The organism is Pauljensenia sp. C0254C2, assembly GCF_056583835.1.
The window spans coordinates 212,719-226,605 of sequence record NZ_JBWPJO010000001.1 but is presented as its reverse complement, the minus strand read 5'-3'; the positions used below and the strand labels follow the sequence as shown (position 1 = coordinate 226,605).

The following is a 13,887-nucleotide window of genomic DNA, read 5'->3' as shown; positions in this document are numbered from 1 at the left end:
AAGCGAATCGCGCCTGAACGCAAATGCCAGTGGTGTGGGTCATACTGTGCACCACGATGACAGGAACGCAAAACGGACCAGTCGCTGCCTTACCCCAATCATTCAGAGGAGTCTACTCATGAACCAGTTCACTGACGTTCACGCACTAGCTGTCAAGCTCTACGATGCCCTCGGCGCGTTCCGTGAGAACGCCGACGAAGATGAGGCCACATTGTGGATGCTGTACCAAACCTTAGCCGGGTGGCTGGCGAGCATGCTGCGCCATAAGGCTGCTGACGACCAGGTCGAACAGACACTTGCAGCGATCGCGCTGCGAGACGCACTACGAGAGTTCACGTTCGCAAGCTGCCTGGCATATGGCCAACTGATGAAAGTGATCCGCGAAACCGGTGAGGACCTGAATGATCTCGACACATCGGAGTTTGCTAGTCTTCACGACATCATCGAGGAATGCCTGACCGAAAGTAGGCTGACGCTGGGAGATCGCCTCACGAACATTTAAGCAATGATTGTCCGGGGAGCGTTCGGGCACGTGGTCTACGCGAGAGTAAGGCGAGGGGCCACTGTTCGGCCAATTGGAGCACGCCGATTGGCCCAAGTCAGGGCAATAAAAAGCTCCCGCGACTGGATTCGAACCAGTAACCGTCCGATTAACAGTCGGATGCTCTGCCGTTGAGCTACGCGGGATCAACGCATTGAAGTCTAGCGACTGATGACCAAAAGGGGCAACTTGAAAGAGGTGGTGTATCCCTCACTTTGTTGCACGTGCCAGTACAGCACTGCTCACGCGCCAACGGCCAGGGTGAGTGGCTCAGGCTCACATTCGCACGCTCATGTGAGGCCGCTGCTCGGTCTCGCTAGTCGAGGCCGACACCTTCGCGCACATCCCGTTCAAGCGCGTCCGCCTGATGCGCTTCCTCACCGGTTAGCGGCCCATCCGACACGAGTGTGGAGAACAACTGCCCATCAGCAGTTCGACGGATTGCAGCAGTCACTGTCGCACCCGAATCAACCGTCACCGAACGTTGAGTCACGATCGACTGCGACACAGCTTCACTCATAAGCGCCATAAAACGCTCTGGGTCCTCACTGATCGTGACGCCCGTGAACGGTTCGCGGTCGGGATCGACCCACGTGACGCTCAACGTCCGCTTCTCAGCGTTCCAGCGCGCATGCTGAACTTCGTACCACATGGCAGCGAGGTGGACACCCTCGTCACTGGCGACGAAAAATGCGTACTTGCCGGCGATGACTACTCGCCCGTCCTCGAGGCGCTCGCATGGAGCACTCGCATCATAGGCGGGCAGATGCTGCGCAACCGTGGAGGGAAGCTGGCTGTGAGAAGGTTTCGAAGGTGTCATAGCAATGAGGATATCCGCAACGGTGATCTAGTTCGCGTCCAGAAGCTGGCGCTCGTAAGGATCAACGCTCAAGCCGGCATCGATGATGGAGCGAGCCCACTCGCGAGCGCTGAACAGCGAATGATCACGGTAGTTGCCACACGACTTTTCATCCGTACCCGGCACATCGTCCCACGCGACGTCTTCGGCAATGGCGCGAAGAGAATCGGTCACTACGCGCGCAATGTCCTCCACTGCCGGTTCTCCCCACGTAATCAGATGGAACCCGGTACGGCAACCGAACGGTGAGCAGTCAATGATTCCGTCCATGCGGTCACGCAGGAGTGACGCCAAGAGGTGCTCAATCGTATGCAACCCCCCGGTGGGGATGGCGTTCGCGTTGGGCTGGACAAAACGAAGATCGAAATTCGAGATCACGTCACCGGCAGGCCCGCTCTCACGATTGATGAGCCGCACGTAAGGCGCGCGCACAGCCGTATGATCGAGCTGGAAACTTTCCACTTCCGCCATTTCTTCTCCTAATTCTGCTCAGCGAACGCTCGCCGCCGCTCTTCACATTTCATCAACTCTGTGAAGGTCTCAGCATAGCGCTCATCATCAGAGTTCATACGCTGCAGTTTCGCATGCAGCTCGGCACTTCGACGCGTCAGATCCATCCGCACCATCGCAGCAATAATGCCGCGCGAAAACGAACGCATTTGGTCGGGACGGTCCTGCGGCAAGGGTGCGACAGCCAGCTGCGTGACAACCGCATCGACAACCGGCCCGGCGCTTTCACGAATCGCTTCGGCAAATTTCTTCGTCGCAGCAGCTTCCGCCGCGTCCCCCCTGCCCATCGAGTCTTCTGCTCGGGTCAGCATGTCAGTAAAGGTCTGCAGCCCGCCGATAGCGCGCACAGCGTCGTGAACTGCCCTGTGAGCAGGCACCGTGAACGCTTCCCCGCCCAGTTCCTCAAAACCGGAATCCACCACGTCGACTGGGCGTTGAATCAACACCTCAAGGGCCTGGCGCTCCAGGTTCGCCACCGGATCGTCCATCACTGCTGCCGGCACTCGTCCAGGCACGCCCGCGCCCGCCATGTCCATTGCCGAGGGCGACGTGTAGCTGCGCGCCTGCGCATAACGACCACCCTGATTGGACGCCATCCGCGGCGCGGTGCGCACCGACTTGGCCACATCTCGCATATCCATGCCGAGCCAGCCTGCCAGTGAACGCGTGTACTCGTTACGCAACGCCCTGTCCTTGATCCCGGCCACCACGGGAGAGGCAGCGTGCAACGCGGCAACGCGACCTTCAGCAGTGTTCAAATCCTGCAGGTGCAGCAACGAGCGGATAACAAACTCAAACAGCGGTGTGCGCGAATTGACCAGATTTAATACCGCCTGATCACCGCTGCGAAGCCGCAAGTCACACGGATCCAGGCCAGATGTCTCCACGGCGACGAAAGTCTGGGCGGCAAAGTTCTGATCCTCACCAAAAGCACGAAGCGCCGCCTTGCGACCGGCCTCATCACCATCAAAAGTGAAAATGATTTCTCCACCGTGAGCACGTCCCGATGAGAGCACCACTCCGGCCGCAGGATCAGCACTGTCACCAAGCAGACGCCGCACGATCTTGACGTGCTCGGAGCCGAACGCCGTGCCGCATGTGGCCACCGCAGTGACTTCACCAGCCACATGCGCGGCCATCACATCGGTGTAGCCTTCCACAATGACGATGCGTCGACGCTTGGAAATTTCGCGCTTGGCCAGGTCAAGGCCATAAAGAACCTGTGACTTGTGGTAAATCGGTGTCTCGGGGGTATTCAGATACTTCGGAGAATTCGTGTCAGAATCGTCCAGGCGCCTCGCACCGAATCCGACGGTCGCGCCAGTAATGTCGCGGATTGGCCACATCAGGCGCCCTCGAAAACGATCGTAGATGCCGCGGTTACCCTGACTGGCAAGTCCGGCTGCCAGAATTTCCGCATCCGTGAATCCACGCGAGCGCAGCACACGTGTGAGCGAATCCCACGATTGCGGCGAATACCCGATCCCGAACTGCGCACTGTCGGACTGCGAAAAACCGCGGTTGGCCAGGAAAGTGCGGCCCGGCTTTGCCTCGTGGGACAGGAGCTGTTCGCGGTAGAAATCCTCTGCCACATTGTGGGCATCCAGGAGGCGCTGACGCTTCCCCGGTTCTTCCTCGCGTACCCGCCGGCCGCCTTCTTCATAGTGCAGCGTGATCGAGTAACGCTGGGCGAGCATCTCGACGGCTTCAACGAAGCTCATATGGTTGATCTTCTGGATGAAGCTGATGACGTCTCCGCCTTCACCACATCCGAAGCAGTGCCACAGGCCGACCACGGGGCGCACGTGGAATGACGGGGTCTTCTCGTCGTGGAAGGGGCACAGTCCTTTCAACGCACCCACGCCCGCACTCTTCAAGGTGACGTGTTCGCCTACCACCTCTTCGATCCGGCAGGCTTCACGCACCGCCGCTATGTCTTCTCGACGGATCATGCCAGCCATGGCTTCAGTGTACTGTTCCGCGCCCTCACGTCCACTGGGTCGATAGCAGTCCGCACAGGCGGGCGTGCCACTGTGAGGCTGAAATATCCGTCAATGTCGCCACCTGATCGATGACGACACGCAGCCGCTCGGCATCACCGTCGGCATGTTGCCATGCAGTCGCAAACGGCTCTTCGAGGTGCTGCCCGCGCGATTCGAGCAACGCGTCAACCAGGTCGGCAAGAATCGTGCGCTGATGCAGGTAGACCGGTTCGGTTTCTCGCGGAGACATCACGTAGTGCACAGCGATCCCCTTGAGCAGCTGAATCTCCGCCCGCACGTCCCGAGGAATCACCAGGTCCGCATGGTGCCGTCCCAGTGGGCCATCACCGGCCACTTCGCGCGTGGCCGCAACAACGCTTTGACAAAACCTGCCGATCAACTGGCTGGTCAGATTTTTCAAGGCCGCAAGGTCCGCATACGTGCCATCGAAACGGTGCAGCCACACCGGAAGCGTTAGCAGGCGCTCCATCGCCGCTTCCAGCTCATCGGCGCTCGCTCCCCCGCCGTACCACTGCAAAGTGGAGTCGATGATTCCGGCCACATGCTCGTCGTCACCCACGTGGCTGACATCCATCGCGTGCGTGGCGATCGCGTCTTCCACGTCGTGCACGCAGTATCCGATGTCATCAGACAGGTCCATGATCTGTGCTTCGAGGCAGCGCCTCCCGGCGGGCACATCGCCACGCATCCAGGTGAACACCTCAGCGTCGTCTTCATAGACGCCAAACTTCTTCATCGACTTGTCAGGGTCGGGGCCCTGGCCGCGCTTCCACGGATACTTCGCGATGGCGTCCAGCGTCGCCCTCGTCAAATTCAGTCCCGAGGGTGCCCCGTCCGGGGCGACAACTTTGGGTTCGAGGCGCACCACAATGCGCAGTGTCTGAGCGTTTCCCTCAAAGCCTCCGGCATCTTGCGCCAGGTCGTTGAGCACGCGTTCGCCGTTGTGACCGAACGGCGGGTGGCCCAAATCGTGAGACAGGCACGCTGCCTCCACAACGTCTGGATCTGCGCCAAGTTCTTTACCAAGCTCGCGACCCACCTGTGCCACTTCCAGTGAGTGCGTCAGGCGCGTGCGCACGAAGTCATCGCTGATGGGTCCCAGCACCTGAGTCTTGGCGCCCAAGCGTCTCAGCGCTGATGAATGGACAATTCGCGCGCGGTCACGTTCGAAATCGGTGCGTTCAGGATTCTTGGGTGATTCTGCGACGAATCGTTCACGGTCACCTGCCGAGTAGACGATCCGATGGGGCACCTGGGCGTGGTTCATGCGCTGGTTCACGGCTCCAGCCTAACGCCCGTACATGCTCTTCCCTGGACAATATGTGCCTTCGGCACGCGAATGGGCCACAATAGCATTATGTCTGACACGTCGACTTTTCACGTCGCATCCGATTCAAGCGTGACTACGCGACTGGTTCACCGCGTCCAACGGGGACATTTCCCCTGGTGGAGACGCGCCGTGATCTGCGATATCGGCGGCGGTGTGACCGATGAGGATTTGGAAGTTATCGAAAAACTCTCCTTCGATTTTGCGCGCGTCGGCTTCACGGCTGTTGCCGTCCGGCCCGCACATGCCGACATCGCGGTGGATGGGTCGCGCCTGGCATCATTTATCGAGCGTGTTCACCGCACCGGCGTCAAGGTCATCGTCCGACTGTCCGGCGCGCGCGTGCCGGGCAGCAGCGAGGGAGCGTTTGTCAACTTCGAACAGGACGTGTCCTCACTGGTCGTGCGCACGAGGGCGGCTCTGAAAGCCGGTGCCGACGGGATTGACCTGGGAATCATTCGCGAGGATGACCAGTCAGGTGACGATCAGGCGCAGCGCTTCACGCAACTGATCCACATTCTGCAGGCAGAGCTGGCCGATTTTGATCGCATGCCGATTCTGGCTGCAGAAAGCTCGATTACCACCCCACATGCATTAAGCCGTCACCTCGAAGAAGACTGGTTCCACCATCTGCGTGACGACGCTTTGGTGACATGCCCGTGGGACATTAACCAGCTGCGCGCACGCATTGAGCGCACGTTGTCGAAGCGTTCGAACCTCGGACACGTTTCTGCCTGGCAGTGGTCGCATTGCCCGACCGATAACCGACCGGTGAGCCCGGTACCCGGTTCGTGGGAAGAAGGCGCCGATCAGTGGAGACGAAACGCGATGGCACTGGTGGCGCTGTCACTTCCGGGCGCGGCCTACACACCGTTCGACAGGCTGGCCGGTCGCCGCAATTTTGATGCTCACGACGGGGCTCACGTGGAGTGGGAGCCGAGTGAGGATGCGCGCCGCGAGCGCGAAATGGTCTCACGTGCCCTGAGGATCCGTGTTGAGCGCTCCATGGGGTCAGGATCCTTGGCATACGTGAACCACCTGGCCTGGGCGCATGAGGGTGTGGGTGTGCACCTGTGCGCCGGCGTCATGGTGGTGGTCAACGCTTCTGATACTCCTGTTGAGGTTCCGCCCGAACATGCGCTGCTGCTTGATTCAACGGGGCGCTCCGGTGGTGAGCCGAATCAGCCCACTGTTGTCGGCCCTGACCAGTGCGCCTGGTTTGAAGCAGCCTTGGTTCAGGCCCCTCCCGTCTCCAGCTATTCGTAAGCCACACGGGCCTGCTCAATCAGAGAACCATCAGCGCCCGGGCATTGGCAACATCGCGCCGATCTCGATCCTGGGTCGGCCTGTTCTGCGGAGCAGCCCGACCAACGCGCTAATTGCTGGTCACCGCCACAATCGGCAGGGAGGGACGATCGCCGCGATCGACGGCGAATTCGGACTGGGCGGCCAGTGAGGCCATCGCGCAACTTCCGCATGCCGGTCGGCGTGGCTCAAATCCCTTGTCTTCCTCATCCCACACAATGTCGACTGTGCCGAAATCCAGCACGCCATCCGCGCTCTCGCGCCGATGCTGTTCCATCGCCGTTGAGATCATCAGCTTGATGCGGTTGAGCTGGTTGACCTGTGAGGCACCCGGATCGTAGTCCACTGACACCACATTGGCCTGCGGGTAGCGATTGCGCAGCGCGCGGAACATTCCCTTACCAATGATGTGGTTGGGCAGGCAGCCGAAAGACTGTGCACAGATGATGTTCGGGCAGCCATGTTCAATCATGTCAACTATCCCCAGGTTGTGAGCGTTCCACGATGCTGATGCCATCGCGTTGTGGAAGAACTGCATCAGTGTGGGCAGTTCCGCCTCACACCCTTCCTCTTCAATAACGCGCACCGCGTGGTTGTTTGCCTCGGGATGGAACTTCACCAGGATTTCCCCGACCAGTCCCACCAGGGGTTTGCGCCATGTCGCGCATGGCAAGCGCGGCGACATGCGCGAAATCATCAGACGCATCGCAGAAGAAGAATTCATTGCGAATGGATACGACGGCATCACAACCCGTCATATCGCGGCTCGCGCCAACTGCGATCCGGCAATGGTGAACTATTATTTCGACTCCAAGCAGCGTTTCCGCTCCTACGTACACTCCAGCATCATCCCCGACATTACTGACTTTATTCATCAGCACGTGTGCGGAACTGACGCTCCTCCCCTGTCACCCGCCACGCGCACAGCGATTGCGCGGGAGATTGAGTGCGTCATGTCCACGCTGTACGGTGTGGCCACGATGCGCTACATTGTCCAGCTCGAACCTCTCGCATCCATGTCAGAGCAGGCACTTATCGACGAGTTCGCTCCCATCGCGCAGCGCCGCCTGGATACGGTTGTCGAACTGGTTCGCTCGCCACGGAGCCGGTAGGTCTCCTCGCGCCCACACGCTCACGCTTCCTTGGTCAGGTGAGTGATGGTGTAGGTTTCGCCAGGACGCGTATCGAATGCGAGGTGCGTGGCGTCCAGCAGCGTCGATCTCACGCACGCGCCGTCAGCGCTTGTCACGGTCGCGTTCGAGGCTCCCGACAGACGTACCACTGCGTGCCCGCCGCTTCCGGAGGTAATCGTCATCAAAGTGACGGCGCCATCGGCCCATTCATAGCCAACCGTGAAGTTGCCGCGAGCGCGCAGCCCACTGACTCGACCGTTTCTCCACACGCGCGGCAACGCGGGCGCTGGATACATATAGTTGCGGTACTCGCGTCCATCCTGACTCACCCAGGTCGAATTGGACTGCAGCAGCATTTCGCTGACACCTGCGATGTAGCCGAAGTTCCCGTCGATCTGGAACGGCGGGTGTGTATCGAACAGGTTGGGGTAGATCCCGTTGGCAAAAAAAGACTGGATGATGCGGTGCGCACGCTCCCCATCACCGGCGCGGGCCCACGAATTCAGTCGCTGAGCAATTCCCCACCCGGTCGCGCGGTCAGATCGATCATTCATCGACACCTTTGCCGCGTCGAGGAATTCTGCATGATCAACAGTGATCAGGTCGCCAGGATAGAGGCCCAGCACATGCGACATGTGGCGGTGGTAGCACTGATAGTCCGCGATCGCGGAGCCATCCGTATGATGCCCGAGGGCGCCCTCGTCGTACCATTCCTTGATCTGGCCTGAGTCGCCAATGACGATGGGGTCGAGCAGCTGCCTGGCGCACGCCCATGAACGTGAAGCGTCCGAGGTGAACGCGCCGCCATTTTCCCAGTCCCGCTCCCAATCGTCGATGGAGCAGCTCTCATCCATCGTCAGCCGATCGGCATCCACCTGCAGCACCTCTGCCGCTTCGATGGCGTCAGTCAGCATTTGCCAGATCAGGGTCTGCTCGTACACGTTGCCGTCAGTGACCGGCCCATGTTCGGGCGAGTAGGCAGGCGATGAGACTAGGCGGCGTGTGCCCGTCGAGTCGGTGGACGGGTGCAGCAGGCGCTGCACGTACAGGTCTGCCTGTTCTTTGAGCAGCGGGTAGATGTCTTCTCGCAGGCGCTCCGTGTCCCCGGTGAACTCGTACCATTCGTAGACGTTGTGCAGCATCCACGGAACCACGGCGGGCGACCATCCCCAGAAAAAGTCACGTCCCGGAGTGGTCCAGCCAAATGGAGTGTTCTCGGTGTGAGCGCTGAAACCTGATCCTTCACTGCCATCGGTACCCAGGTAGATGCGTGCCGTGCGTCTGCCCGGTTCGACCAGAGCCTTCATGAAGCGGATCATCGGATCGGCAGTTTCGACCAGGTTCGTACTGTAGGCCGCCCAGTAGATCATCTGCATGTTGACGTTGAGGTGGTAGTCGGAGTTCCATGCATTCGGCCCAACGGTATCGTCAGACCTGTTCGCCCATACGCCCTGCAAATTGGCTGGCAGCAGTGAGTTCTCCCGCGAGGAGCTGATGCCGAGGTAGCGTCCGTACTGAAACAGCACAACTTCCAGTTCGCGTTGCTGCGCAGGCGAGGCATCTCCTGCGCGGTAGGCGTCGAGTAGCACGTCAGTCGGAACGGTCCGGGCGCACTGATCCGCTTCGCCCCCGTCACATTGGCCCGCATTTTTCGCGTCGCATTGGCCCAGGTCCAGCTCCACTCTGTCAAACAGCGCGCTGTAGTCACGCTGGTGGCGTTCACGCAGGTCATCAATGCTGCGTGCAGCAGCCTCTTCCAGCACCGCCCTGACACGTCTCGACACATCGCGCGGGCTCTCGCCAGTTCGATATGCCGGAAACGTCAGCGCATAATCAGTCGCCGCGCTCACCAGCAGCGACACGTGCGTGCACCCTGCAATACTCAAGTGGTCTCCCCCGTCGCTGACCTCGCCGTCAGTGCTGGCCACTTTAATTGCCGAGGCATAGCGCAGGCCGTTGTTATGCAGTGCACCGCTGACTTCAAGGAGGCCTCCAGCCACGTCAACGGTGGTGCGCTCAGCGTTTTTCTGACTGTCCTGCTTCGTTGGAAACGACACGGCCAGTGTCTGTGCGGTGGTGGACGTCAGATGCATGACAAGAACGTTGTCAGGGTTGGAGGCAAAGTATTCGCGGGTGATGTGTGTCCCGTCATGATCGAATGCGACGTGCGCGATCCCGGTCGACAGATTCAGGTCACGTTCATAATTCGAGTAGTGGTCATCAGCGAAACCGTAGTCGAGGTAGACGGTTCCCCACGCCTGGTAGCCTCCTTGTTCGGCGGCATTGAAGCCGCCTATGAGAGTGTTCGACGCCAGGCGCGCTGCTTCTTCGCGGCGTCCCTGTTCGAATAGGTGCTGCACCGAGCGCAGCGTCTGGCCGTTTCTGCCGTGTTCGACTGAGTTGCCGCCGTCATAGGTCGGCGTGCTTCCCGGTCCGCCCGTCCACAGGGTTTTCTCGTTGAAACCGATGCGATCGCGGCTGATCTCACCAAATATCGCGCCGCCCAGGTCACCGTTTCCGATCGGCATCACTGTTTCCTGCCAGATGCGAGAGTCAGCGTCCACGATGGAGGGCGAGCCAGCTTGCGGCCCTTTTCCACTGGACATCAGTTCGGTCAGGCTCGCCGGTTGCCTGTACCACAGGCGCAGGTCGTGGTGGTGTGACGTTGTATGCTGAGCGCTCGCCATGAGGCGCCTTCCTTCGATCGGTGCGCGGTGCGCAATGTCAGTGCGCACGGTGCGCATGTCCACGTAGTGTGTGTGCTACCTGTTGAGCCGGCAACTGGCCAGGCGCACTGGACGCGCCGACCGTTGCAAATGTGGCCGCCAGTCCAAACTCAGGCCCCGCCAGGCGTGTCGCCACACCAGCCTCGCCCATGCCGATACAGATCGTCGGCACGTCCAGGTGCGACATCGCCCACCGTCCAGCCTGCATAATCGCGTCCGCATCAGCATGTGAGTGAGCGCGATAGGCGACCTTGACGATATCTCCATCCAGTGCCGCCATCTGCTCAAGCTGGCGCGTGATCTCTTCAGGTGACGGTGTCAGCTCCCAGTTGTGTGCGGAAATAATGACGGTACTGCCATCGTTGTGAGCATCGTCCACGATCTGTGCGCTGCTCGGCCATCTGGCTTCCACGTCCACACAGGGCGCAAGCGCCGCCAGTTTCCTGACACTGTGAGCGTATGCGTTTTCATCCAGGGCGCTGCGGCCGCCCTCGTCAATGGTGCGTATGGTGGCGAGGACGGGAATGGTGCACCGTTGGACAACAGCGCTGCACACGCTGGCAAGCTCGTCGGGATCTGGCCACATATCTGCGCGCCACTCGGCAAGATCAATCGGCTCGCCATGCAGGTTGTCGATCTCGTCGACGAGGGCGTCCCATGTGCTCCCGGTCAGCGGTGCGATAATTCTGGTCGGATTCCCCGGCCCCAGGAAAACGGGGCCGATCTGGACTTCTCGTTGCATGTTCTCACCCGCCTGACGCATCATCTTCAGCCAGGTGCAGGTGCTGGCGTTCATCGTCAGTTAGTGTGCGCGAGTTGAGCCACCCATCGGGAAGATGCGGTTTCTTCTCGTGTCCTGCGCGTCCTCTGCTGCCCTGCGCTGCCGACGGGAAGGGCTGATCGAGGTCAAGATCCATCAGTCGCTCATGCAGCTCCTCCAGGGAGGAAACCAGATTGAGAGCCTGGCGAGATGGCCCGCCGATCGCGAATCCGCGCAGGTACCAGCCGATGTGAGCGCGCAGGTGACGCATCGCGCGATATTCGTCGGCCATTTCTTCGACCTGCCAGCGAGCATGCTGCTCAATGATGGGTGTGATCTGGCGGAGCGTGGGCGGTGGTGGAAGCGGATGCCCGTGCAAGGCTGCAACGAGTTCGCGGAACAGCCAGGGGCGGCCCTGCGCGCCGCGACCGATCACCACTGCATTACATCCTGTGCTGTCCATCATGGCTCGGGCATCGTCTCCGCTGAAAATGTCTCCATTGCCGAAGACGGGGATGTCCTCACGCACGACGTCGCGTAGTCGCGCAATCGCCTGCCACTGGGCGGCGCCCGAATAGTACTGGTGCTGTGTGCGTGCGTGCAGAGCAATACCGGCGACGCCTGCCTGCTGCGCAATGCGTGCGGCATCCAGGTAGGTCACGTGGCCGTCATCGATGCCGATTCGCATCTTGATAGTGACGGGAATATCTCGGCCGACAGTGCGGCCGGCATCGTCAGCCGCGCGAACCACAGCACCGACCAGTGAGGCAAACAGGTCCCGCTTGTAGGGAAGCGCAGCTCCCCCACCCTTGCGCGTGACTTTCGGCACCGGGCAACCAAAATTCAGGTCCACATGATCGGCCAGATCCTGCTCGACAAGCAGTCGGGTCGCAGCCGCCATCACGTCAGGATCGACTCCATATAGCTGGATGGAGCGCACCCGTTCTTCAGGATCCACGCGCACCATATCCAACGTGCGTTGGTTGCCTTCAACCAGAGCGCGCGAGGTCACCATTTCGGTGACATACAGGCCCGCTGGCGCATCGATCCGGGGACGTGGATGTGCCTGCCCGTCAGGAGCTGGACGCAAATGCTCGGGCAGGCCTTCCTCACCGAAGCGGCGGCACAGGCGCCGAAATGGCACATTCGTGACTCCCGCCATCGGCGCCAGGATGACCGGTGACCACAATTGAATGGGGCCGACAGCTACAGGCGCGAAGGCGGGAGCACACTGAACGGGAAGTAACGTCATCGGATGGACAGGTATGCCTCAGCAGGCGCCGAGCTTATCGGCAAGCCAGGCAGGAACCTCGTCGATCGGGATGCGCACCTGCTCCATCGAGTCGCGCTCACGGATTGTCGCTGCGTGATCGTCGAGCGAGTCGAAGTCAATGGTGACGCAGTAGGGTGTGCCGATCTCATCTTGACGGCGGTAGCGCCGGCCCACCGCGCCAGCATCGTCATAGTCCACGTTCCACCGCATGCGCAGGCTCTTCGCCAGTTCGCGTGCAGGCTCCTGCAGTTCCGGCTTGCGTGACAGCGGCAAGACGGCGGCCTTGACGGGAGCCAGACGAGGATCCATATGCAGCACCGTTCGCTTGTCCGCACCACCCTTCGCGTTGGGTACTTCTTCCTCGTCGTAAGCTTCCACGAGGAATGCCATGAGAGAGCGGGTCAGACCAGCCGACGGTTCGATAACATACGGAGTCCAGCGTTCGTTCTTCTGCTGATCGAAGTAGTCCAGCTTGGCGCCGGAAGCTTCGGCATGGACCGATAGGTCGTAGTCGGTACGGTTCGCGATGCCTTCGAGCTCGCCCCACTGGGAGCCTTGGAAACCGAACGTGTATTCGATATCAACGGTGCGCTTGGAGTAGTGCGAGAGTTTCTCTTTCGGGTGTTCGTACAGGCGCAGGTGTTCGGGATCAATGCCCAGGTCGACGTACCACTGGAAACGCTGGTCGATCCACTGCTGATGCCACTGCTCATCAGTGCCAGGTTCTACGAAGAACTCAAGCTCCATCTGCTCGAATTCGCGGGTACGGAAGATGAAGTTACCTGGCGTGATTTCGTTGCGGAAGGACTTGCCGATCTGAGCGATTCCGAACGGTGGTTTCTTGCGGGAGGTCGACATAACGTTGGCGAACTGCGTGAAGATACCCTGTGCTGTTTCGGGGCGCAGGTAGTGCAGTCCGGCCTCGTCATCAACGGGACCAAGGAATGTCTTGAGCAGTCCGGAGAAAGCCTTGGGCTGTGTCCACTGACCGCGCGTCCCACAGTTCGGACACGGCACGTCTTCCATCGACACGTCGCCTTCATCTTTCGAATGCTTCTCAGCGTACTGCTCGATTAGTTCGTCCTCACGCAGACGCTTGTGGCAGGACAGGCATTCGGTCAATGGGTCAGTGAATGCTGTGACATGACCGGACACTTCCCACACGCGCTTGGGCAAAATAACGGCTGAGTCCAGTCCCACAACATCGTCACGGGAGCGCACAACAGTGTTCCACCATTGGCGCTTGATGTTTTCTTTCAGCTCCACACCCAGCGGACCGTAATCCCAGGCTGAACGGGTACCACCGTAGATTTCCCCGGAGGGAAACACGAAGCCGCGGCGCTTGGCCAGGCTGATGACCGAGTCGAGACGTGAAGGGCCTTGTGCCATGTTGGATATTCTCCTTATTTTCATCGTCGCACCTGGCTGGTGCGACGCTCACGCGCTCGAG

Annotated in this window: 11 protein-coding genes, 1 tRNA gene and 1 pseudogene; 3 read left to right on the top strand and 10 right to left on the bottom strand. The window is 60.3% G+C overall.

All coding sequences use genetic code 11. From position 1 onward, the window contains the following. The first annotated feature begins 118 nt into the window (after positions 1–118). Complete coding sequence (locus tag AC1DA5_RS01080; RefSeq protein ID WP_092648440.1) at positions 119–502, top strand: hypothetical protein; 384 nt, start codon at positions 119–121, stop codon at positions 500–502. Positions 503–615: 113 nt separating this feature from the next. Here the strand turns inward: AC1DA5_RS01080 and AC1DA5_RS01075 are convergent. From AC1DA5_RS01075 to AC1DA5_RS01055, 5 genes are all read right to left on the bottom strand, one after another. After that, a tRNA-Asn gene (locus AC1DA5_RS01075) sits at positions 616–687 on the bottom strand. 170 nt (positions 688–857) lie between these two features. Beyond that, entirely contained in the window at positions 858–1,361 is a 504-nt protein-coding gene (locus AC1DA5_RS01070) for a hypothetical protein (RefSeq protein WP_058236407.1), read from the bottom strand. A 27-nt stretch (positions 1,362–1,388) separates the two neighbouring features. Beyond that, a complete protein-coding gene (locus AC1DA5_RS01065; RefSeq protein WP_058236406.1) occupies positions 1,389–1,871 on the bottom strand; it encodes an S-ribosylhomocysteine lyase in 483 nt (160 codons plus the stop codon). 8 nt (positions 1,872–1,879) lie between these two features. Continuing rightward, complete coding sequence (gene dnaG / locus AC1DA5_RS01060) at positions 1,880–3,871, bottom strand: DNA primase (protein WP_092648439.1); 1,992 nt, start codon at positions 3,869–3,871, stop codon at positions 1,880–1,882. A 25-nt stretch (positions 3,872–3,896) separates the two neighbouring features. Further along, entirely contained in the window at positions 3,897–5,180 is a 1,284-nt protein-coding gene (locus AC1DA5_RS01055) for a deoxyguanosinetriphosphate triphosphohydrolase (RefSeq protein ID WP_092649081.1), read from the bottom strand. A gap of 90 nt (positions 5,181–5,270) precedes the next feature. Between AC1DA5_RS01055 and AC1DA5_RS01050 the strand changes: the two genes are divergently transcribed. Beyond that, the gene (locus AC1DA5_RS01050) at positions 5,271–6,506 is read left to right on the top strand and encodes a beta/alpha barrel domain-containing protein (RefSeq protein WP_157886341.1); all 1,236 of its coding nucleotides are present in this window, start codon (positions 5,271–5,273) and stop codon (positions 6,504–6,506) included. 109 nt (positions 6,507–6,615) lie between these two features. Here the strand turns inward: AC1DA5_RS01050 and AC1DA5_RS01045 are convergent. Continuing rightward, a pseudogene (locus AC1DA5_RS01045) lies at positions 6,616–7,200 on the bottom strand (hypothetical protein); the annotation flags it as partial. A 28-nt stretch (positions 7,201–7,228) separates the two neighbouring features. On the opposite strand from AC1DA5_RS01045, the gene AC1DA5_RS01040 reads away from it, so the two are divergent. Further along, a complete protein-coding gene (locus tag AC1DA5_RS01040; RefSeq protein ID WP_092648437.1) occupies positions 7,229–7,657 on the top strand; it encodes a TetR/AcrR family transcriptional regulator in 429 nt (142 codons plus the stop codon). A 20-nt stretch (positions 7,658–7,677) separates the two neighbouring features. Here AC1DA5_RS01040 and AC1DA5_RS01035 read toward each other — a convergent pair whose 3' ends face one another. The 4 genes from AC1DA5_RS01035 to AC1DA5_RS01020 are packed head-to-tail and all read right to left on the bottom strand — an operon-like array spanning position 7,678 to position 13,826. After that, positions 7,678–10,422 (bottom strand): glycoside hydrolase family 95 protein, encoded by a 2,745-nt coding sequence (locus AC1DA5_RS01035; protein WP_480289054.1) that lies wholly within the window; start codon positions 10,420–10,422, stop codon positions 7,678–7,680. Continuing rightward, positions 10,403–11,146 (bottom strand): type I 3-dehydroquinate dehydratase, encoded by a 744-nt coding sequence (gene aroD, locus AC1DA5_RS01030; protein ID WP_157886340.1) that lies wholly within the window; start codon positions 11,144–11,146, stop codon positions 10,403–10,405. Before aroD ends, AC1DA5_RS01035 begins: the two co-directional genes overlap by 20 nt. A gap of 4 nt (positions 11,147–11,150) precedes the next feature. Next, entirely contained in the window at positions 11,151–12,416 is a 1,266-nt protein-coding gene (gene dusB, locus AC1DA5_RS01025; RefSeq protein ID WP_074026151.1) for a tRNA dihydrouridine synthase DusB, read from the bottom strand. 18 nt (positions 12,417–12,434) lie between these two features. Beyond that, positions 12,435–13,826 carry a glycine--tRNA ligase gene (locus AC1DA5_RS01020; protein WP_058236399.1) on the bottom strand — a complete coding sequence of 464 codons (1,392 nt, stop codon included), beginning with the start codon at positions 13,824–13,826 and terminating at the stop codon, positions 12,435–12,437. Positions 13,827–13,887: the final 61 nt, after the last annotated feature.